The sequence below is a fragment of the Mucilaginibacter sp. P2_A5 genome (assembly GCF_056404995.1).
The window spans coordinates 1-21,382 of sequence record NZ_JBFUCY010000012.1; the positions used below are offsets into that span (position 1 = coordinate 1).

The following is a 21,382-nucleotide window of genomic DNA, read 5'->3' on the forward strand; positions in this document are numbered from 1 at the left end:
AAATAAAATATTGTAAGTATAATGGTACTTATCACTTGAGCAAATAAAATCTTGCTACTTGATACTAGCTACTAAATACTAACAAAAGAAATTCAGGTGCCTATATCGGCGGTGTCTACCTCTTCCCATTCCGAACAGAGAAGTCAAGCCCGCCAGAGCCGATGGTACTGCGGTAAAACGTGGGAGAGTAGGTCGGTGCCAGATCTTATCGTAAAACCCTTCATCCTAAAGATGAGGGGTTTTTGCGTTAATATACTTTTCGTCATTGGGCATTCGCTGCGCTGGCATTGGTCATTCGCTGCGCTTGTCATTAGTCATTTCGCTGCGCTGTCATTGGGCATTAGTCTGGGGAGGCGGTGGCAGCGGGGCAAAGGGACCGGCAAGTGCCAGGAAACCGCCCCCGGCTAACCGGCCGGTACCAACAGGCCGCCATCGCCGCCAGGCTATGCTCAATTTAATTGGAACGTCTAAAATTCGGATACGGCCAAACACCGCCGGGGTTTGATGTAGGGTGTTAAGTTAATGGTGCTAAGTATTGAGTCAAAAGCCAATTTCATTCTATTTTACTGAGAACTTAGGACTTCTGACTAAAGACTATCCGTCATTACCATTAACAAAGCAGCAGTAATTTTTGCAGGGATCATTCCATTCGGGCCGCCGTGTTTATCTCAAAATTAATACTTGCCAAACAGCCATTTTACCCCCAGGCTCATGGGTTTGTTGCCTGCGTAAGCAGTGGCACTATTGGTGAAATAGGCATAAGGCGCAAACGTGAACGAAATTTCTGCTTTCCGGTTTAGCATTACACCGGTTTGTATGGGGAAGTTAACCCATAGGGCATTAAGGGAGTATGGCTGCGGTGTAACGGAGGTGCCGTTATTGGCATTTACATCGGCAAGGGTGATTTTATTCTTCGGGTACACCGAGTAATTAATCCCTATCCCGCCGTCAAGGTACACCTTAACATCGTCTTTATTGTAAAAGTTAAATATCACCTGTGGTGTAAGCGAAGTGGTGAATTGGTTAATCGAATAAATCTCGTTAGTAGTTACCGTGTTTATGGTTACCGGGTATGCCAGCCGCGGCGTAATGTACCCGAACGACAACTCGGCCCTGAATATCACTTGCTGAACATTGGGGTTACCAAACACATCAATGCCGAAATTAATTTTGGGCGATAAGGCCCTGTAAGTTGATACCGTTGGGTTAGTAAAATCATGAATATCCCTCACCTTGGTCTGGGTACTCACCATGGCTATGCCAACAAACAGCCTGGTGTTTGATTGTTTACTACCTGCGGCGGCCTGGTTGGCATTTATTTTGTTAACCAAACCTTCCAGGCTGGCATCGTCAAAGGTTGCCTGCTGGGCGCGGGTAATAAGTTTGGTGTTTGCGGGGTTAAACTTATTAATGTACCACAAAAATTGCCCCTTATACGCGTCCGATGTGGCAACCTGCCTTTGGGGGTTGTAGTACACATGGTACCTCAGCTCGGCCGGTTCGGCGGCAGTTTCGGCTATAAAAAAGCGGGTTTTGATATCGTCGGTGTGCTTAAAAAGGGTTAAATGCTTGCCTGTTACCAGGCGCTTTAAAAATATAGCGGTTACGGTTTGGGTAGTGTCAAAACCATCGGGCAAATCGGGGAAATGGATTTTATCCATACTAACCGGGCCGGTGTAGGTAATATAGGCTTCCGCGCTGGTTATCCCGAACCCTTTAATGGCCGCGGCATCAAACTGCTGTACCTGGCTGCCGGTTTTATCAACCTTAAAATCTACCACTATGGGCGATCGCTCCCAGTCGCGGTGGTTAATATATCCTTTTACGGTATCGCCGTTATTTTTTATGATATAACCTTCATGGTAGTTCGATTGTGCAAAAATAGCCAACGGAAAAGTTAAAAGCAGGATAAGGCAAAGCGGTTTCAAATTCATATCGTGATCTGGTTCAGGCAGTAAATATAATTATTAAAGTCGGAAATTGGCAGACTGTTGTTTCAAGTCGGGGAAGGGGTTAAAAGAGATACTGCGGGGCGATATAACAAACTATTTCTTCAACTTCTTTACCTCCTTGTCAAAATCGCTTTCAAAGTTTTCATCTGAGGTAAAAACGCCTTTCGCTGGCCCGTATCTCGCGTATCCTGTCCAGTAACTCATCAAAATAATCTTTGCCGAAGCGTTTGCCTTGCTTTAGCCGTTCATCGTCAAGCACAAAGCCTTTAACAATATATTCGCGGAGCGTTTTGGTGGCCCAGATCCTGAATTGGGTGGCTTCAAAGCTGTTTACCCGGTAACCCACCGCTATTATTGCATCAAGGTTGTAAAAGGCTGTAGAATAATTTTTACCATCACTGGCAGTTGTTTCCATTTTGGAAACAACTGAAACCTCCATGAGTTCCTTGCTTTCAAAAATGTTTTTCAAATGCTTACTTATTGCCGGCACCTCTACCCCAAAAAGTTCGGCCATACGCTTTTGCGTAAGCCAAAATGTTTCGGCATTAAAAATTACTTCAATTTTTATGTTACCTGAAGGGGGTGCTATAAAAAATGATATCATTTAATTGTGGAGGTTCAGCCATGTTTAAAAAACGTATTTTGTTAAGCGCTTTAAAGTTAGCTATAATTATTAGCAATTTAGCGCGCTTTAAACCTAACATAGACGGACGTTAAGCAGGAGCGATTTCGGAATTCGGAGGTTCGATTTCGGATTTTTTTAGGGTTTAGCGATTTAGATTTTAGAATTTCAAACGATTTAGAATTTTAACTAACTCGCCAAGGAACAAAAAGTCTTAATTCTTGACGCTAACCTCTTGACTCTTCCTATCCCCCTCCAAAAAATTCTTGCTACTTGATACTTACTACTCGATACTAAAGAGGGCGTTCCCTGCGGGCCGGGCTTTACATTTATACGCCTGCAGGCCTTAGGCTCGGGCCGGTATCCATTTCAATCCCTAACGCGAACGCCGGGAAACCGTGGGCTTCAAGGCTCCACAAAATCATCGCGACTTGCATGCAGACCAGAAAATTTGTTATTTGCCGCCTGCCAGGGTTAAAAAGTAGTAACTATGCGTTTACAAATAGCGTCCGATCTTCATTTGGAGTTTCCCGAAAATGTGGAGTACCTAAAGCAGAACCCATTAAAAGTAACCGGCGACATCCTGTTGCTTGCGGGCGATGTGATGCCTTTAAAGCTGATTGATAAACACCAGGATTTTTTCAGTTTTATAGCCGATAACTACCAGGAAACTTATTGGGTTCCGGGCAATCACGAGTATTACAATTCCGACCTGGCTAACCGTACCGGTGCTTTTTGTGAAGCTATCCGCCCTAATGTAACGTTGCTGAATAATACAAGCATCCGGCTAAAAAATTGCGGGCTGCATTTTACTACCTTATGGTCAAACATCCACGCATCAAACGCCTGGCACATCGAACGGGGCTTAATGGATTTTCACGCCATCAGGTTTGAAGGCCGGCGCTTATCGGTACAACAATATAACCGGATGCATGCCGGCTGCGTGGCCTACCTGCATAGCTGTTTTAACGGAAAGCCCAATGATAGCCAGGGCGAAAAAAACATCATCATTACCCACCATGTGCCAACATTTTTGAATTATCCGGCCCAGTACGCCGGCAGCCCGCTGAATGATGCATTTGCAACCAACCTCGATCATTTAATTACCGCCTTTGGCGCCGATTATTGGGTATATGGGCACAACCATGCAGGCACCGGCCATTTTACACTCGGTAAAACCCAATTGGTAACAAACCAGCTTGGCTACGTTCGGCATCAGGAGCATGGCGCTTTTAATACAGCGCGGGTGATTAACCTGGATGAATAAACACGCTTTAGCGCGGGTGTTGAGTAATGGTTTGGGCGTTGGCTCACCTGTGCTCGGTATTTTTTTAAAGGAAGTCACAAGTGACCCTAACGCAGGCAGCCGCACAACACCTGCGCTAAAGGGGTAAATGATGTTGTAATATCTACCCAACCATTCCATTAATAAATGTATCTATAAAATCTTTGACACGAATCAAGATACTATCTCCCCTTTTTTTACGCTGTAGTACGCTGGGTTTTTCCCCTTCTATCAAATCCAGTAAATCATCTCTTAATGGTTCTCTTTCTGCAAATAGGTAGTCCTCAATCAATTTTTCTGTCTTTTCTTTAGAAAGTTTTTCTTCGTTGATTAGTTTTTCAAAGGCCAGTTTCTGTTCTTTATCCCAAAACTTGTCAAACTCTGTTGTGACCTCATCTGTATCGACGATCAGTGGCAAATTTTCTTCGATGAAGCGTTCTATCAACTCGCGTTTACTACGCAAGGTGGTTTCAGTAGATAACAGATTAGCAATTTCTTTCTTGGTTTTCTCTGTGTCGCCTTTGCTTTGAGATTTAAGTTTAATTAATAACTGAATAATATAATTTACATTGATCTCATCACGGTGAATAAGTTCTAACTCAAAGTCTACATCTTCCAGAACAGAAACCTTTTCTTTTCCGTCACTTTTTGTTGAATCATACAAATCAAGGTACTTGCTTTTAAAATCTTCGAATTCCTGCTCGGGCATTTGTAAATTATCCCATTCAAAATCGGCAAAAGAGGTTAGTATATTTTTAATGCGCATCAAATTTCTGAAGGCCTTTACAAATTCAAGCTTATCGTCTTCGCTTTGTAACTCATTTACATCATTTGGTGATTGCGTAATTTCCTTTAATTTTTGAAAAGCTTCTTCAAACTCTTTAGCATAGTCATCATACGGTTGCATAATGATAACCTCAATCGCATCCTTGTTGCTGAACAATGTTATAGCTTCATCTGTTCTGTTTTTTAGGTTTCGAAAAGCAACTATATTTCCCTGCGATTTTCGCTCATTCAATATCCTATTGGTGCGACTAAAAGCCTGTATTAAACCATGATATTTCAGATTTTTATCTACATACAGTGTGTTCAACGTTTTGCTATCGAAACCTGTCAAAAACATATTCACAACCAACAAAACATCAATTTCGCCCTTCTTTACACGCTCAGAGATATTGTTATAATAGTTGTAAAAACTTTCGCTGTCTTTAGTACTATAAGCTGTACCAAATAAACCGTTGTAATCGCTAATGAACTCGTCTAATTTTTCCCGGCTATGTGGCCGTAAGTTATATATGGCCCGCGGTTCTTGAACCACCGATACTTCCTCCGGGATAAAACCATTAGCCTCTGCATCATCTTCGTTATTGGCATAACTAAAAATAGTGGCTATTTTTAATTGATGTGCTCCTTCATCTTTCCGGCGCTTAAAAATTCCATAGTATTTGATCAGGGTGTTTACACTGTCCACGCAAAACATGGCTGTAAAACGTTTGCTTTGTGTTTTCCGGTCATGATGGGCAATGATGTAATCGGCTATTTTTGTTAAACGTTTTTCGTCTTCCATCAATTCCCGCGTATCAATATCTTCAACCTCAATATCTATCGCAGTTTCCCGGCCATCTTTGTGTTTGTACCTGCCTACATATTCTACAGAAAACTTTAATACATTTTCATCGCGGATAGCGTCTGTAATTACATATTTATGCAGGCAATCTTCAAAAAGGTCCTTGGTAGTGCGTTTGCCTAACTCATTTTTATTGGCATTATCGGCAAAAATAGGCGTGCCGGTAAACCCAAATAACTGGCTGTTGTTAAAGTACGACTTAATACGCTGATGAGTTTCGCCAAACTGACTGCGGTGGCATTCATCAAAAATAAACACGATGCGTTTATCCTTTAAGTCGGCCATTTTGCTTTCGTACCTTAACTTACTAATGGCCGTGTTTAATTTTTGAATAGTTGTTATGATCAGTTTTGAACTTTTATATTCGCCCTTTTTATCTGCATAACTATCAGTAAATTGTTTAACCAGATTGTTGGTATTATCGGCACCATCTATGCTGCCCTCCTGGAAGCTGTTAAATTCTTTAGCGGTTTGATAATCCAAATCTTTCCTGTCAACCACAAAAACCACTTTATGAACTTGCGGAAGGTTCATTAATATCTGGCTGGCTTTAAATGATGTTAAAGTTTTGCCAGAGCCTGTGGTATGCCAAATGTATGCGTTTTTAGTGCTGCTTTTTACCCGCTCAATTAATGCTTCAACCGCATAGTATTGATACGGGCGTAGTATCATTGGTATTTTGTTGGCTTCGTTAAGCACAATGTATTTGCAAATCATTTTACTGATGTGGCAGGGCTCTAAAAAAGCGTCAGTAAAATCACTTAAAATGTTAGTCAGGCGTTTATTTGCCGTATCGGTCCAGTAAAAAGTTTGTTTAAAATCCTGGTTACGGTTATTGGCGAAGTATTTGGAGTTTACGCCATTGCTTATCACAAATACCTGCACGTATTGATACAACGCATAATTGGCACTAAACGAATGCCTTTGGTAACGATTAAGCTGGTTAAAAGCCTCCTTCATTTCTAAACCACGCCGTTTTAATTCAATTTGAACTAATGGCAAACCATTAATAAGCAAAGTAACATCGTACCTATTTATATACTTGCCCTCCTGCGTAACCTGATTGGTTACCTGGTATTGATTTTGGCACCAATGATCAGTGTTTAAAAATTCAAAATAGAGATTATCGCCATTATCGCGAATGATATGTTGCTTTTGACGTAGCGTTTTGGCTTTTTCAAAAACGGTGCCTTTGTTAAGAATGTTAAGTACTTTATCAAATTCATTGGTTGAAAAGCTCACATTATTATGCTTTTCTAACTGCAACTTAAGGTTTTGAATCAGTGATGACTCGTTGGACAAAGAAACATATTGATAACCTAACTTTTGCAAGTTGGTTATCAATTGTTCTTCTAATATTTGTTCGGATTGTTTTGGCATATAATATCTTTAAAGATAGTAAATAGGGCCCATTACAAATTTGTTAAATAATTATCCTCATGAAATTGGTTTTAAAATAAAAGTTAACAAGGAGGCACCTACGGAGCCCCAATATAATGATACAATTTGTACTATAAACACGTGACTCCGCTGGAGTCGATTATGAGGCGTTTACAACTCCGTAGGAGTTACGTGTTTATAGAAAAGACAAACACATTTTGGGCTCCGTAGGTGCCTCCTTGTTTTGAAAGTGATTTCCCTGAATTACCTTAATGCTTTAAACATTTGATCTATACATTTTTTCTTTTGCTCTAAATTAGGATGAACATATAAATTCAGCGTTGTGGTGATATTGGAGTGCCCCAACAGCACGCTAACCGTTTTATAGTCGCATTTACTTTCAATACACCTAGTTGCAAAACTATGGCGCAGGCCATGAAATTTGAGGTCGGGCATATTTAACTCCTTCATCAAATTTTTATAATAGCTCCTGTAAGTTCGCGGCTCGGTGGGCTTTGCGTCGTTGGTTAATACAAAAAACGAATTGTTTACTATCTTTTTTAAAGGCTTTAGCATTTTTAACAGGTCGCGGCTCATGGGGATAGTCCTGATCGAGTTTTTGGTTTTAGGCGAATCCAGGATCAACTCTGTTTTACGGTCACCATCTTCTACCAGGTAAATTCGCTGGATGGTTTTTTTGACATTTATAACACCATTATCCGTATCAATATCCTCCCAGGTAAGGGCACAAACTTCACCAATGCGAATGCCTGCGCTTAAACAAATATATACACCAACGTTGCGAAAGGTAAAGTGTGTTTCTATATAACTCATCACCTTTTTTTGATTAGTTCTGCTCAATACGTCAATGTTGTGTTTCTCCCGCTCGGTAGGGAATTGGATGTCGAACGGCTGATGCTCAAAGCATTTGTTTTTAGCACCGAATTTCAGCACCATTTTTAACACTATCAAAATGTCTTTAATAGTTTTTTGACTTAGCCCCTGTTCTAATTTTTGAAATACGAAAGTTTGGACTTCTCCCTCTTCGACACTTGTATTGTTACCAAATACGGGTAGCAGGTGATTTTCAATTAAAAGCATGTAAGCCGAGAAACTCGACTTTTTTACATATTGCTTTTTGTCTGTTTTCCATAGGTTAATTACCTGTGCAATTGTTTTTTGTTCATTCATGGGATTTTGATTTAAATGTTTTTTATAATCTCAAAAGGTAAATAAAGAGGATTTAAAATTGCGGAGATTCTTTTTGACTTAGGTTCCAAATTTGAGATTCCCAGAATTTGAAGAAGACTGGTTAGAAAGTAAATTCAAGGATGTATGTTCCATCAGCACTGGTAATAAAAACACTCAGGATAAATCAGATGACGGTATATATCCTTTCTATGTTCGCTCTTCCACTGTAGAACACATTAATGCTTACACTTTCGACGGGGAGGCTATATTGACTGCAGGTGATGGAGTCGGTGTGGGAAAAATTTTTCATTATACGACTGGCAAAATTGGGGTTCATCAAAGAGTATACATACTAAGTAACTTCACACAGGCCTATGGGAAATTTCTATTTTATTATTTTTCAAGCAGGTTCCATGATAGAGTAAAAAAATTAAGCGCCAAAAACTCTGTGGATTCCGTTCGATATGACATGATCGCCAAGATGAGATTGTGCCATCCTTTATCTATGGCAGAACAATTAAAGATCGCAACATTACTATCTAAGATTGACATGCGAATCCAGACCCAAAACAAAATAATTCAACGATTGGAAACCTCAATCCGAATTCTGAGACAAAGATTATTCACGCAACAAAATAGGTTTAGGGATGCTAACGGAAATGATTTTACAGATTGGGAAGAGAAAAAACTTAAGGAAATTTCAAAAAAACAAATCTTAAAAAATAAGGACTTAAAAGTGCGGTCGGTTCTGACAAACTCTGCAGTTTCAGGCATAGTAAATCAAAGAGATTTTTTCGATAAGGACATCGCAAATAAAAACAACATTGATGGTTATTATGTTGTTGAAAGAAATGATTTTGTATATAACCCAAGAATTTCAAACGAAGCTCCTGTTGGGCCAATATCAAGAAATAATATTGGTATAGGCATTATGTCTCCTCTATACATGGTATTCAGATTTAATGAAGGACATTTAGGTTTTTTTGAACAGCTTTACAAAACAAAGATTTGGCATTCTCATATGGAGAGCATTGCAAATTATGGTGCAAGAGCGGATAGAATGAGCTTTTCAAGTAATGATTTTTTTGAAATGCCTATACTTTTACCCGGTTGTAAAGAACAAGAGACAATTGCTGGTTTTCTTTCTCTATTTTCTGAAAAAATAAGTATCGAAAAAGCACTATTAATGCAGTATGAGAATCAGAAAACCTACCTATTAGCGGACATGTTTATATAAACATTTTTTTAAGAAAATATTTTTTTTGTGCTTCATATTGTTTCAAGATTTTAACTTCAGTTTCGATTTTTTGTTCAAATAGGGAAAGAATATGTCTTATTCTTTTTTGCTCTTTCAATGAAGGAAACGGCAAGGCAGTTTCAGAAAAATAAGTATAGCTAATCATTTTGCCATCTCTTATACCTTCAAGTTTTTTATTAAGTAGTTTTATGTAGTCGCGTGTCTTAAAATAATATTTGTAAAAGGTTGGTTCGATTTTGATTTTATTCCTAAGAATAATATAAGCTGGACTACAAATGCCTTTGTAATTTGAATATTCGATGCCCCCTTGAAAGCTTCTCAAACTAATTATAAAATCTCCGACTTCTACAACTTTGTAGCTATCTACGCTTTTATCGGTGACTGAAATTTGGTAATCTATAAGGTCCCTGGGAATGGCTCCATATTCCTGCGTAATAGCCAAAATTGGCACATCTGAATTGTGATATTTATTTGAAATACTTTCAAATAGTTCGCCGCCAGTTTTATATTTCCATTCGGGAAACGGCTTGCCATACTCGTCTTTCAGGTTTAATTTACCACGAAACAGTTTTTCTTGTAATCCGAGCATTTGGGTTTTCTGGTATTCAATTATTTTGTTTTGAGTTTCGATTCTTTTATCTAGTAGAGTAAGAAATAATGCAATTTTTTGCTGTTCGGGAAGACTTGGTAAGATAATTTCTAATTTCCTTAAATCAGAATTATAGACATTGCTAATACTTACTCCTTTTGCCAGGGTAGAAATGGTTTTCTTTAACTTTTGATTTATGTAGTATGAAACATAACTTTGAGAATAAACATTCGCCTTTGCTGGTTTTAGAATATTAATTGTTCTACCAATTGCCACATTCTTAACTGTAAGTGCCGAAGCTGATCCAATATCTAACGGGTCTTCACCTGCCGATGGAAGCAATATTTCATCGCCCTCGCTAAAAAGGAGTTCAGATTTATCAAGGTTTGTTTTATTGATAACATCGGTAATAACCTCACTATACATGTGATATAATTCTCCGTATCTAACACATGGTGTTTCATATTCCGGAGAGGCTTCACTTTGTTTAATATTTTTTCCTGTAGAAAAAAGGAAAATATCTTTAAAGGAGTGTTTTCTATAAAAGTTGTCCTCTCTCCCAAACCCCGGAAATCTCAAATTTGGAACCTTACATATCTTATTGTTTTTTGTCGTCATCTCGAATAACTTTTTGTAACTGCTGTTGAGCCTTAAGGATACTTTGAAAAATTAAAATACTAATCCTAATTCTTTCAAATACACATCAATCTCTGTGTCAAGTTCGGATCTTTTAGCTTCCAGTTGTTTAATTTCGAGCATAACAGCCTGTATGTCGATTTCCTCTTCCTCTTCAAAAGTATCTACATAACGGGGAATGTTAAGATTATAATCGTTATCGGCTATTTCCTGCAAGGATACATTATAGCTATACTTTTCAATCGCTGTACGGTTACGATAGGTTTGAACAATTTTATCAATATGCTCGTCGCGTAGCATATTTTGATTTTTTACTTTTTCAAACCCTTTACTCGCATCAATAAATAATACATCATCCGGGTTTTCCCTGCATTTTTTAAATACCAAAATAGAGGTTGGTATGCTGGTGCCGTAAAATATATTAGCCGGCAAGCCAATTACGGCATCTAAAAAGTTTTTTTGCTCAATTAAATACTTACGTATGTGCAGTTCGGCCCCGCCTCTGAATAAAACACCATGCGGCAACACAATAGCCATAATGCCATTTTCGGCCAGATGATGGATCATGTGTTGTACGAAAGCAAAATCAGCTTTGCTGCCAGGTGCCAACCTGCCATACTGGCTAAAACGATCATCTGATAAAAACAATGGGTTAGCACTCCACTCCGCCGAAAAAGGCGGATTGGCTACAATAGCTTCGAAAGTTTGATTACCATGTTGTGGCCGTTCTAAGGTATCTTCTTGTTTAATATCAAATTTACGGTAATGCACACCATGCAAAATCATATTCATCCGGGCAAGGTTGTAAGTGGTCCGGTTCATTTCCTGGCCGTAAAAATTACCCACGTCTTTTACCTCACGTGCCACACGTAACAATAACGAGCCCGAACCACAAGTAGGATCATATACCGATTTTAGTTTGTGCTTACCGGTGGTTACTATTTTTGCCAATATTTTAGAAACCTCCTGAGGGGTGTAAAATTCGCCGGCCTTTTTGCCTGCACCACTTGCAAACTGGCCGATCAAGTATTCGTAGGCATCGCCTAAAACATCAAGCTCCGTATTTTTTAATTTGAAATCTATTTTATCTAAATGGGCAAGTACCTTGGCAATAATACTGTTTCGGGCATCTGGTGTTTTACCCAATTTGGTACTGTTTAAGTCCATATCCTCAAACAAATTATCAAAGTCCTCTTCGCTTTCGGTACCCATGGTACTCAACTGTATATTGGTGAGTATTTTTTGTAAGTCGCCCAGTATAAAGTTTGCACTGCTTTGATCGGCGCTTTCATCATCACCGCTGTTACCGCGTAAAGCAACTGCCGAGAATAATTCGTCGGGTTTTAAAAAGTACCCGAGTTTTTCAAGCGCTTCTTCCTTGATAGCTTCAAGATATTCATCGGCATTTGCAATTTTAGGAGTTATCTTACTAAAACGAATGTTATCCTGTTTTAAAATATCATTTGCGAAAAGTTCCATTTTTTCGCTCAGGTATTTATAAAAGATAAAGCCTAATATATAATCACGAAACTCATCGGCGTTCATCTTGCCACGCAGAGTGTTGGCAATGTTCCAAAGTTGCTGTTCTAACTGTTTTTTCTGGTCTTCGCTCATGATTTGGGTTCTGGTAACATTAAGATTTCCCCTTGCTGTAAAACTAAGGATTAGAATATAATAACAGCTAAGAGAAAATATTAAAATCGATGTGCGTTATTTTTATCGCTAATTGTCGCGTACCTCTAGCACGCAAAGGTCGTTAATTATTGGGGCTACAAAACTTTTGCTCCCCTGGAGCAGCCTGTCGGCCTCCATGGTAGGGCAGTGTGTGTGGTTGCCTGCGGGTTAGGCCGCTTGTGGCTTTTACAGACGAAATGTGAAGCACAGGCGGGCCCCTGTTCAATACCTCCACTAAAAAGGGCTGATATGTCACCCTTTCAGGGCTTTTCGCTGATGTGGTTTTTGTCGATGGGCGATTGCCCATCGCAGGCGGATGTCGCCCTTTCAGGGCTGGGTTGTCGGTGAGTTTTTAATGGGCGATGCCCATCGCAGGTGGATTTTGCTCTTTCAGGGCTGGCATGTTGGCGAGTTTTTAATCGATGATGTCATTGCAATTATATGTTGCCCTGTCAAAGGCTCAACTAAAGGCGGCATTTCTGTATACAACCAAATTTTATAACATTGCCAGCCCTGAAAGGGCATGATCTGTAAGCACGGGGCATCGCCCCGTGCTGCGAAGCGATACACACGGGATAGCCCTGAAAGGGTGACATAGCCTGGCCGTTTGCCATGTATGCAACATAGGTTAATCCCATACATAGCGCTCGTCATACTCCACCTGGTATTTTTTAAGGAAGGCGCGGTATTCGTCCTGGTATGATTTGCGGCTGTGGTGTTCGTGCTGATTGGCAATGTAGGCTATCACCTTATCCACCTCGGCCGGGTTTACCGAAAAAGCGCCGTAGCCATCCTGCCAATAAAAGTTTTGCAATGATGGATCCAACGTTTTAATCCATTTGGATGAATTGGACTTTACTTCCTCAATCAATTTCATTAAAGCTATCTTTTTTGACAGCATACATAAAATATGCACATGATCTGTATAGCCACCTACTTTTATGGGCTCGGATTCCAGGCTTTTGCAGATGCCTCCTAAATAGCTATGTAATTCGTTTTCGTAAGGTGGATGTATAAGCGCTTGCCGATTCTTGGTGCTGAACACGATGTGCAAGTAGTTTTTTACGAGTGACTGTCCCATGGTTTGTTGATGTGGATAAGTGCGCTGGCAGTGCCATTGTTGGTGTTTATAGGTTTTCTGATTTAGATATTTTTTGGTTGCAGACGGCATGAGGTATTTTAATTACCAAAATATTTCTTATCGACCGCCGTGCTTTTGATTACCCCGCAGCCCACGTTAGTGATGGAAGTGGATACCGGCCCAGCGCCTAATGCCTTGTGCGCGTATGAACGTACAGCACGGGCCGCAGGCAACGACATTTTAAATTCAAAAGTTAAAATTCAAAAGTCAAAATGGAACGTTCATTAGTTGAACGTTCATTGGTTCAAGGTTCATTAGTTCATTGGTGGATGGTTTATTAGTTGAACGTTCATTAGTTCACTGTTTCGTTAGTTTATTGTGGATGGTTCAATTAGTAAGGTCTCAGCTACCGTAGGTACTTCTTGCTGCCGCAGGGCTCCTGGCCTGTGTGCCCGCATGCAAATCACGATGTTGTTGGAAAACCTTAAGCCCATACTTACCCCAATGCCCGCGTTAGTAATGGAAGTGCCTGCCTGTCGGCATACAGGGATACCGCGCAATGCCATCAGGTTAAGAAAAACAGAAGTGCGAATAAATATCGAATAATGAATGCCGAATGCCGAAATTTTTCCTTCATTATTCGATATTGGACATTCGGAGTTCGATATTTAAATGGTTCGCAATTTCAATTAACCGGCTACGCTTATCCGGTGAAAGTCCTTTCAAAGGAATACATGGGTGTTCCAAAGCAAAGCGGCGTTATACCCTATTGAATTTAATCAATGGTTAAATACATTAATTAAATACCTGATTATTAGATAGATATGTGTTCCGCTTGTATTGGGATGGAAAAAGTGATAACATGCTGATATTCAGCACTGAAGCGTTCCATGGCGTTAATTTGCGTTCCGGGCGTTCCGGTGGAACACCTTGTTAAAAAAGCCACCTCGCCGCTTTGGTTCATTGGTTCATTGGTTCATTAGTTCATTGGTTCACTGGTTCATTGGTGGATGGTTGGTTAGTAGGTTGTTCATGAAGCACAGGCCGGTTATGGCGGGAAAGCATTGCTCAAAGGCCTGCGGCATGCAATAGCCGCCCGGCATAGTTCGCGATTGCTTCGTGCCTGCCTATGACATCTTATACTTTCGAGGTGCGCGGGCCTGTCGCCCTGAGTAAGTTTTATTTGCGCACAAATGATCGCATTGCAAATGACACTTTTTTACAATTGATAATCAGCTAGTTACAAATGTGTCAATGGCAGCCTGTCGAAGGGTCGCGCGGAGAGGCCTTCGACCACGATGCTTCGACAGGCTACCGATGACATGTTGTGGAATCCCAGACTTACGAAGTTTTTAAAACTTCGTAAGTCTTTCGCCGGCTTGTCATTCCCCCTTCAGAATTTCGCGAAATTTTACAACTCAGCATGACAGTCTTTTATTTTTGAATGTCATTCCCACTCCCCACTCACTACTCACCCCTCACGCGTTAGCCAGCGCCCTGTCCAAATGCGTATACCCGCCGTCGACGTATACCAGTTGGCCGGTGGTGTGGCTGGATGCGGGCGAGAGCAGGAAGGCGGTGGTGTTGGCCAGCTCTTCGGCGGTGGTCATGCGGTTGCCCAGTGGTATTTTAGATTGGATTTCTTTAAGCTTGGCAGCCGGGTCGGGCATTTTGTTTAGCCAGGTTTCGTACAGGGGTGTCCAGCACTCGGCCACCACGATGGCATTTACCCGGATGCCGTATTTGAGCAGCTCGACGGCCCACTCGCGGGTTAATGCGTTACGGCCGCCGTTTGCCGCCGCATAGCCCGATGTGCTTCCCTGGCCCGTTTCGGCGGTTTTGGATGTAATGTTGACGATGGAGCCCTTGGTTTTTATTAATTCGGGAAGGGCATAATGGGCCATCAGGTAATAATGCACCAGGTTTTTATGTAGCGATGCCATAAATGCTTCGTAGTTGCCATCCTGTAAGCCCACGCCATCATTGGCGCCCGCATTGTTTACCAACCCGTCGATACGGCCATATTGGGCAATGGTGGCATCAACGGCATTTTGGCTGCCTTTAGGGTCGGTAAGTTCGGCCACAACCTGGAAGGCCCGGCCGCCGGCCGCTTCAATGGCATCAACTACCTTTAGGTTATCCGTCTCGCTTCGGCCCACAATAACGGGGATGGCGCCCTCGGCTGCCAGCACTTTAACAATGCCCTCGCCTATGCCTTTTGCGCCGCCGGTTACTATTATTACTTTATCTGTCAGTTGTAAATTCATGGGTGTATGGATTAAGCCCCCTCTAAATCTCCCCCTGAAGGGGGAGACTTGAAGTAGTTTTTATTTTTTAATGGTGTTATATCTCAATCAACTTTGTTATTAATGTGCAACGGTCATATCAACCTTTTCCTTAACCCGCAGGTTGGTTAGTGCAAAATAAAGTACAAACACAAAGCAAACGGCCGGCACCAGGTAAGCCAGCTGTATGTTTGATTTATCGGACACCAAACCCAATATCGGCGGGAAAACCGCCCCGCCCACAATGGCCATAATAACCAGCGACGAGCCCAGTTTGGTTTTTGGCCCCAACCCCCGGATACTTAACGAAAATATGGTAGGGAACATGATCGACATAAAAAACTCGACCCCCATCAGGGCGTACACCGCCAGTTTGCCGTGCAATAGCACAGCCAGCACTACCAGGAAAATATTGATAACACTGTAAATGGCCAGCAGTTTGGCCGGGCGGATGTACTTCATTAAAAAAGTACCTATAAACCTGCCCGACATAAAGCCCGCCAAAGCGATAGCCAAAAATACCGATGCCGGTTTTTGCGCGATACCCGCCACCTTACCGGCAAAACGGATAAAAAAGCTGCTTACGCAAACCTGGGCGCCCACGTAAAAAAACTGGGCGATAACGCCAAGCACCAGGTTTTTGGTTTTGGCCGATGTTTCGGCATGCGAGGCGGTAGCGGTTTCTTCCTCGTCGGTAATTTCGGGCAGCGAAGTTTTATACAGGATAATGGCCAGCAGCAAAACAACCGCCCCGATGATTAAAAAGGGCACCTGCACAGCCGAGGCCTCTTTATTAAGGTACTGCGCCAATTGCGATGGCAACATATTTTTTTCCTGTTCGGGAGTTAAATTGGTTTCGGAGAGGATAAACAGGCCGCCTACGTAAGGGGCAACTGTAGCCGCCAGTCCGTTAAACGATTGCGCGAAGTTGAGGCGGAAGGCAGCGCTTTCGGGATCGCCAAGGGCGGTCATGTAGGGATTGGCGGCGGTTTCCAAAAATGCCAGTCCGCAGGCGATGATGAACAAGGCCGTGAGGAAGAAGGCGTAGCTGCGCACCGAAGCTGCAGGATAAAACAGGAAGGCGCCCAAAGCGCAAAGGGTTAAGCCCACAATGATGCCGCCCTTGTATCCAAATTTTTTCATGAATAGCCCGGCCGGAATGGCCATCACAAAATAGCCGATATAGGAAGCCGAATCGACCAGGGACGATTGCAGATCAGTTAACTGGCAGGCTTTTTTGAGGTGGGGGATAAGGATGGGATTTAAATTCAATGCAAATCCCCACACAAAAAACAGGGAAGTGATGAGGCCAACGGCAAATAGTTTTTTGTCTTTTGACATAATTTGGTTTTGTTATTATTGGATTGTTTTATTTTAATGTCTTAATTTATGTTTAGGGTTAATACCGATAGTATTAATCATGGTGCCGATATGATCTATGCTGATATAAACCTCATCACCCATCTGCAAAGTAAACGTTGGCGGCGGCACCAGGCAGGTGCCCGTCATGAGGTAACAACCCTGCGGAAAATCGCATTCGGCGTATAAATAGCCTGCCAGCTCGGTAAAAGAGCGTTTAATGCGCGATATAGTGGTTTCATCCTGGTACACCGCTGCACCATCCCTTTTGATGAGCAGTTTGATGGCCGAATCAGCAGGCAATGGCTGCTCGCTTACATATAAACATGGGCCAATGGCTGCGCTTTTCTCGTAGATTTTGGCTTGCGGTAAATACAACGCGTTTTCGCCCTCTATGCTGCGCGAGCTCATATCATTACCAATAGTGTAGCCCTGGATATTACCTTTGCTATTGATATACAAGGTCAGTTCCGGCTCGGGCACATTCCATTCCGAATCTTTGCGGATGTACACCTCGCCGCCATGCCCGCTCACCCGGTAAGGCATCGATTTAAAAAATAGTTCGGGCCTTGGCGCGTCGTAAACTTTATCATACAAGCTGGCCCCGCCCGAGCTTTCTGATTCTTCCATCCGGGCATCGCGGCTTTTTAAATAGGTTACCCCGGCGGCCCAAACTTCCTGTGTGCCAATGGGTGGCAGCACCTGCCCGTTGCTAAATTCCTGGTATACGCCGGCGGTTAAGGGCGTGGTATCGTCGATAACGGATTGCAGGTAGGCGGCCAGGTTATCGCGGTTTACCAGCTTATCCCAGCTGTCATCAATAATGTAAGCGGCACCTTCATGCTCCAGCAGGATGCCTTTGGCAATTTTGTATAGCTTCATCAGTTTACTTCCAATTCATCGCGTGAAGGTAATTTGGGGAATGGGGTGTGCGGGCCCTGCTGGTACCAGAATACGGTGGATGCTATATCATCCTGCAAAGGCATGTACCGCCCGTCGTGCCGCCAGCCCAGGGCCTGGATGGTTACTTTTAGGCTTTTTTCGAACCTGATGGGGTCAACAATATGCCAGCGGTACAGGCCGAAGCGCTGGGCAACATTATAGTGGCCGTCGCCGCCAATTACCTGGGCAAGGCCACTGTAGGGGGTGTTAAATTCGGTGTATTCGGTTTCATTTTTTTCTTTACCATTGGCATCCTTGTGGCGGGTGTCAAAATCGTATGATCCGCAGAAATAGTCCTCGGTACCGGTGCCGTTTATGGTAGGGAATTTGGTATCGCCATCCATAAAAAACTTAATCTCGCCCTCGCCCCACCAGCCGTTTTTGTGGCTGCCATAGGCTAAGTAAGTGCCCACATATTGGCCTTTGCCTTTAATGCTATCAACCAAAACATAATCTTTTTTATAGGGCAGCGGGTTGGTGCGGCGAAACTGCGCATGAAAGTAACCCGCATCATCCGGGATATCTGTCAGCGTATAATCAACCTGGTAATATAGTACCATATCGTTATCGTCAATATTTTCCATGGTGATGCGGCATTTTTTACGGAACGGCATGGGCCAGTAACAATTAAATGCGCTGCCCGGGTTAACTGCAACTGCTAACGACGAGAGGGGCGAGTACTTACCCCAGCCCATGCAAAAAAAATCGCCCACGGGAACCTCAACAGAAGGGGTGGTTTCATCGTCCCAATAAAAACGGAGTATACTATAGCGCCAGTTGCCGGTAGGTGTCATCCAGATGTGTTGTATGGCGCCGCTTTCGTTAATTTCGGCAATGGTAAAGGTGGTGTGTTTTTTGATGACAACGCTTGGGCTTACCTTCCAGGTTTGGCCCAGATCGCGCGAGGCATTGGCCCCGGTGCCCGTGGTGGCCATGCCGCCCTTACCTTTTTCGCCACTAAAATTCTCGGGACTGATCGACCGACTTTTGGCATCACTGGTGCGATAAAGGTTGCCAAGGCCAACATCCAAACCATTAAACTTTTTTTGGGCAAAGGCCGATGGTATTGCCAGCAAAACAAACATCCAGCTCAACAAAACATAATTTTTCTTCATAAAATAAAGTTTATCTGTTAGTAAAAAACCAGTGCCGCATTAATTGGTAAAATGCTGTACCTTATTTATTTGCTGTAACGCTTGCCTTATGCATAATAAACCCATAAGCCGGTCACAATCATAAAGATAATTTTTTTTATTACAACCCGCTTTATTAGCATAAACTTCAAGGATATTAGCATGGGGAGCCCCTCCTAAACGGCGCAGCCGTCATGAGAGCCCCAATAATGAAATTGCGAATAATCCTCCCCGGTAGGGAGGACTTTAAAATTACTGGTTGATTTTCAAAAAGTCTCCCCTTCCGGGGGAGATTTAGAGGGGGCTGTTAGGCTTTTCTTTACCTTTGTATATGTCATTTACCCTCATACTAAACAACATTGCCAAACATATCCATTTAACCGCCGATGAGCAGGCCATTTTTACTGGTATGCTGCGGCCCCAAACCATAAAGCGCAAGCAGTTTTGGCTGAGTGATGGCGATATTTGCAAGCACTCAGCCTTTGTAACCAGCGGCTGCCTGCGCGGATTTACGGTTGATAAAAATGGCATTGAACATGTACTAAGCTTTGCCCCGGTAGATTGGTGGATGGCCGATATGTACAGCCTCATCAGCCAGAAGCCCGGCATCCTGAATGTAGAGGCGCTGGAAGATACAGAGGTGCTGTTGCTGAGTAAAATTAACCAGGAGGCATTATATAAACAGATACCCAAGTTTGAGCACTTTTTCCGGGTATTGGTCGAGAATTCGCTTGTTGCCAGTCAGCAGCGCCTGATAGACGGCCTTAGCCTTACGGCCGAAGACCGCTACAACAACTTTTGCAAACGCTACCCCACGCTGATATATACCTTGCCACAAAAACAAATAGCCTCATATATCGGCGTTACGCCGGAGTTTTTTAGCAGGATGAGAAAAAAGGTTGTACGTCATACGTAGTACGTTTTACGTATAAGGCTTTGCAAGTTATACGTATCACGTAAAACGTACCACGTATAACCTTACCCACGTGCAAATTCTTAACCTACATCAACTTTCCCTTGCCAATCCCGCTGTACCTTTACCTCAACAAAACAGAGGAAACAACATCATGGCACAAACCATTTTACATAAAGCCGAAACGCGGGGGCATGCCAACCACGGCTGGCTGAATAGTTACCACTCATTTAGCTTTGGCAGTTATTATAACCCGGATAGAATGAATTTTGGAACGCTGCGGGTTTTAAATGATGATACTGTTGATGCGGGTATGGGCTTTGGCAAACATCCGCATGATAACATGGAGATCATCAGTATACCGCTGGAAGGCAACCTGGAGCACGAAGACAGTATGAACAACGTGGCCGTTATAAAAAATGGCGACATCCAGGCCATGAGTGCTGGTACCGGTATTTACCATAGCGAGTACAACCAGGATGCCAACAAACGGGTGAAATTTCTGCAGATCTGGATCTATCCTAACCAACGAAACGTTGAGCCGCGGTATGACCAGCTTACCCTGAACCTTGATGACCGCCATAATAAATTGCAACAGGTACTATCGCCCAACCCGGATGATGCCGGTGTATGGATTCACCAGGACGCATGGTTTAATCTGGGTAAATTTGATGCAGGCGTGAGTACTGTTTATACTATCCACAAACCCGGCAACGGCGTATACGCATTTGTATTAAGCGGCGAAGTGCAGATTGACGGCCAAGCCGTTGGCACCCGTGATGCCCTGGGTATTTGGGATACCGAAGGCTTCACCATTACCGCCAGTACTGATGCGGAATTTTTACTGATGGAAGTGCCGATGGCGTTTTAATAAAACCAGCCGCCATTGCGAGGTACGAAGCAATCCCGAACTATGTGGGACTTAGCATGTTGGGGATTGCTTCGTACCTCGCAATGACGGATATGTGGTATTGATAACCAATGACAGTAAAATATAATAACTATGAATCAAGATAATCAAAAGTCCTCGCCTTCAGGGGAGGATTTAGGAGGGGCTGCAACTCCCGCTGTTCCTATCCTCGTCATCGGTCGTCACCCCGAAATTCTGGCAACGGTAGTCCGCCTGGTGAACAATAACCCGGCCTGGAATGCCACCGGCTGCCAAACCGATGATGAAGCTATCAAAGCTTTTGATGCGCAGGGTTTTACCTTGGTACTCCTTGGTGGCGGTATCCCGCCCGAATCTGAAACCCGGCTTAGTCAATACTTTTGTAATTGTAATCCCGATATCCGCATAGTGCAGCATTACGGCGGCGGAAGCGGCTTGCTTACTGCTGAGATATACGAAGCGCTTAAATAGTTCATTGGTTCACTGGTTCATTAGTTCATTGGTCTTTTCCGGCGGTTAGTTCATTAATCTGGTCTGGCGGAGGCTTGATTTTTTGCGTCTTAGAT

17 protein-coding genes and 1 rRNA gene are annotated in these 21,382 nt (G+C 42.7%); 6 read left to right on the plus strand and 12 right to left on the minus strand.

Annotated features, from left to right (window positions below; translation table 11 throughout):
• Positions 1-92: 92 nt before the first annotated feature.
• Positions 93-204 (plus strand): 5S ribosomal RNA (rrf, locus tag AC1DXF_RS11890).
• Between the two features lie 470 nt (positions 205-674).
• Here rrf and AC1DXF_RS11895 read toward each other — a convergent pair.
• Together AC1DXF_RS11895 and AC1DXF_RS11900 are read right to left on the minus strand one after the other, a co-directional pair.
• Positions 675-1,934: a hypothetical protein gene (locus tag AC1DXF_RS11895; RefSeq protein WP_477448809.1), complete on the minus strand. Its 1,260-nt coding sequence runs from the start codon at positions 1,932-1,934 to the stop codon at positions 675-677.
• Between the two features lie 160 nt (positions 1,935-2,094).
• Positions 2,095-2,556 (minus strand): virulence RhuM family protein, encoded by a 462-nt coding sequence (locus tag AC1DXF_RS11900; protein WP_477448810.1) that lies wholly within the window; start codon positions 2,554-2,556, stop codon positions 2,095-2,097.
• Between the two features lie 508 nt (positions 2,557-3,064).
• Between AC1DXF_RS11900 and AC1DXF_RS11905 the strand changes: the two genes are divergently transcribed.
• Positions 3,065-3,841 (plus strand): metallophosphoesterase, encoded by a 777-nt coding sequence (locus tag AC1DXF_RS11905; protein ID WP_477448812.1) that lies wholly within the window; start codon positions 3,065-3,067, stop codon positions 3,839-3,841.
• 142 nt (positions 3,842-3,983) lie between these two features.
• Here AC1DXF_RS11905 and AC1DXF_RS11910 read toward each other — a convergent pair whose 3' ends face one another.
• Both AC1DXF_RS11910 and AC1DXF_RS11915 read right to left on the minus strand, forming a co-directional pair.
• Entirely contained in the window at positions 3,984-6,866 is a 2,883-nt protein-coding gene (locus AC1DXF_RS11910; protein WP_477448814.1) for a type I restriction endonuclease subunit R, read from the minus strand.
• Positions 6,867-7,130: 264 nt separating this feature from the next.
• The gene (locus AC1DXF_RS11915; RefSeq protein ID WP_477448816.1) at positions 7,131-8,057 is read right to left on the minus strand and encodes a tyrosine-type recombinase/integrase; all 927 of its coding nucleotides are present in this window, start codon (positions 8,055-8,057) and stop codon (positions 7,131-7,133) included.
• A gap of 91 nt (positions 8,058-8,148) precedes the next feature.
• Between AC1DXF_RS11915 and AC1DXF_RS11920 the strand changes: the two genes are divergently transcribed.
• Positions 8,149-9,294, plus strand: a complete 1,146-nt coding sequence (locus tag AC1DXF_RS11920) for a restriction endonuclease subunit S (RefSeq protein ID WP_477448818.1) — start codon at positions 8,149-8,151, stop codon at positions 9,292-9,294.
• Here AC1DXF_RS11920 and AC1DXF_RS11925 read toward each other — a convergent pair.
• From AC1DXF_RS11925 to AC1DXF_RS11960, 8 genes are all read right to left on the minus strand, one after another.
• On the minus strand, positions 9,287-10,522 hold the full coding sequence (locus tag AC1DXF_RS11925) for a restriction endonuclease subunit S (protein ID WP_477448820.1): 1,236 nt from the start codon (positions 10,520-10,522) through the stop codon (positions 9,287-9,289). The genes AC1DXF_RS11920 and AC1DXF_RS11925 overlap by 8 nt on opposite strands.
• A 51-nt stretch (positions 10,523-10,573) precedes the next feature.
• Positions 10,574-12,154, minus strand: coding sequence for a type I restriction-modification system subunit M (locus AC1DXF_RS11930; RefSeq protein ID WP_477448822.1), 1,581 nt, complete (start codon positions 12,152-12,154; stop codon positions 10,574-10,576).
• Positions 12,155-12,842: 688 nt separating this feature from the next.
• Complete coding sequence (gene tnpA, locus AC1DXF_RS11935) at positions 12,843-13,295, minus strand: IS200/IS605 family transposase (protein ID WP_477448824.1); 453 nt, start codon at positions 13,293-13,295, stop codon at positions 12,843-12,845.
• A 98-nt stretch (positions 13,296-13,393) separates the two neighbouring features.
• Entirely contained in the window at positions 13,394-13,534 is a 141-nt protein-coding gene (locus AC1DXF_RS11940) for a hypothetical protein (RefSeq protein ID WP_477448826.1), read from the minus strand.
• A gap of 1,239 nt (positions 13,535-14,773) precedes the next feature.
• Positions 14,774-15,562, minus strand: a complete 789-nt coding sequence (locus AC1DXF_RS11945; protein ID WP_477448828.1) for an L-fucose dehydrogenase — start codon at positions 15,560-15,562, stop codon at positions 14,774-14,776.
• A 99-nt stretch (positions 15,563-15,661) separates the two neighbouring features.
• Positions 15,662-16,921: an L-fucose:H+ symporter permease gene (gene fucP, locus AC1DXF_RS11950; protein WP_477448830.1), complete on the minus strand. Its 1,260-nt coding sequence runs from the start codon at positions 16,919-16,921 to the stop codon at positions 15,662-15,664.
• 33 nt (positions 16,922-16,954) lie between these two features.
• Positions 16,955-17,821, minus strand: coding sequence for a fumarylacetoacetate hydrolase family protein (locus AC1DXF_RS11955; RefSeq protein WP_477448832.1), 867 nt, complete (start codon positions 17,819-17,821; stop codon positions 16,955-16,957).
• The gene (locus AC1DXF_RS11960) at positions 17,821-18,996 is read right to left on the minus strand and encodes a glycoside hydrolase family 172 protein (protein ID WP_477448834.1); all 1,176 of its coding nucleotides are present in this window, start codon (positions 18,994-18,996) and stop codon (positions 17,821-17,823) included. The genes AC1DXF_RS11955 and AC1DXF_RS11960 overlap by 1 nt, the downstream gene beginning before the upstream one ends.
• 349 nt (positions 18,997-19,345) lie before the next feature.
• Here AC1DXF_RS11960 and AC1DXF_RS11965 point away from each other — a divergent pair, with 349 nt between their 5' ends.
• The 3 genes from AC1DXF_RS11965 (at position 19,346) to AC1DXF_RS11975 (ending at position 21,287) form a co-directional block, all read left to right on the plus strand.
• Entirely contained in the window at positions 19,346-19,930 is a 585-nt protein-coding gene (locus tag AC1DXF_RS11965; protein ID WP_477448836.1) for a Crp/Fnr family transcriptional regulator, read from the plus strand.
• A 151-nt stretch (positions 19,931-20,081) separates the two neighbouring features.
• Positions 20,082-20,798 (plus strand): pirin family protein, encoded by a 717-nt coding sequence (locus tag AC1DXF_RS11970; RefSeq protein WP_477448838.1) that lies wholly within the window; start codon positions 20,082-20,084, stop codon positions 20,796-20,798.
• Positions 20,799-20,930: 132 nt separating this feature from the next.
• Positions 20,931-21,287 (plus strand): hypothetical protein, encoded by a 357-nt coding sequence (locus tag AC1DXF_RS11975; RefSeq protein ID WP_477448840.1) that lies wholly within the window; start codon positions 20,931-20,933, stop codon positions 21,285-21,287.
• Positions 21,288-21,382: the final 95 nt, after the last annotated feature.

Coding starts and splice junctions, on each gene's coding strand:
- AC1DXF_RS11940 (WP_477448826.1), bottom strand. CDS start 13,534: ATGTCGTTGCCTGCGGCCCGTGCTGTACGTTCATACGCGCACAAGGCA.
- AC1DXF_RS11965 (WP_477448836.1), top strand. CDS start 19,346: ATGTCATTTACCCTCATACTAAACAACATTGCCAAACATATCCATTTA.
- AC1DXF_RS11910 (WP_477448814.1), bottom strand. CDS start 6,866: ATGCCAAAACAATCCGAACAAATATTAGAAGAACAATTGATAACCAAC.
- AC1DXF_RS11905 (WP_477448812.1), top strand. CDS start 3,065: ATGCGTTTACAAATAGCGTCCGATCTTCATTTGGAGTTTCCCGAAAAT.
- AC1DXF_RS11955 (WP_477448832.1), bottom strand. CDS start 17,821: ATGAAGCTATACAAAATTGCCAAAGGCATCCTGCTGGAGCATGAAGGT.
- AC1DXF_RS11930 (WP_477448822.1), bottom strand. CDS start 12,154: ATGAGCGAAGACCAGAAAAAACAGTTAGAACAGCAACTTTGGAACATT.
- AC1DXF_RS11925 (WP_477448820.1), bottom strand. CDS start 10,522: ATGACGACAAAAAACAATAAGATATGTAAGGTTCCAAATTTGAGATTT.
- AC1DXF_RS11915 (WP_477448816.1), bottom strand. CDS start 8,057: ATGAATGAACAAAAAACAATTGCACAGGTAATTAACCTATGGAAAACA.
- AC1DXF_RS11970 (WP_477448838.1), top strand. CDS start 20,082: ATGGCACAAACCATTTTACATAAAGCCGAAACGCGGGGGCATGCCAAC.
- AC1DXF_RS11945 (WP_477448828.1), bottom strand. CDS start 15,562: ATGAATTTACAACTGACAGATAAAGTAATAATAGTAACCGGCGGCGCA.
- AC1DXF_RS11960 (WP_477448834.1), bottom strand. CDS start 18,996: ATGAAGAAAAATTATGTTTTGTTGAGCTGGATGTTTGTTTTGCTGGCA.
- AC1DXF_RS11900 (WP_477448810.1), bottom strand. CDS start 2,556: ATGATATCATTTTTTATAGCACCCCCTTCAGGTAACATAAAAATTGAA.
- AC1DXF_RS11895 (WP_477448809.1), bottom strand. CDS start 1,934: ATGAATTTGAAACCGCTTTGCCTTATCCTGCTTTTAACTTTTCCGTTG.
- AC1DXF_RS11975 (WP_477448840.1), top strand. CDS start 20,931: ATGAATCAAGATAATCAAAAGTCCTCGCCTTCAGGGGAGGATTTAGGA.
- fucP (WP_477448830.1), bottom strand. CDS start 16,921: ATGTCAAAAGACAAAAAACTATTTGCCGTTGGCCTCATCACTTCCCTG.
- tnpA (WP_477448824.1), bottom strand. CDS start 13,295: ATGGGACAGTCACTCGTAAAAAACTACTTGCACATCGTGTTCAGCACC.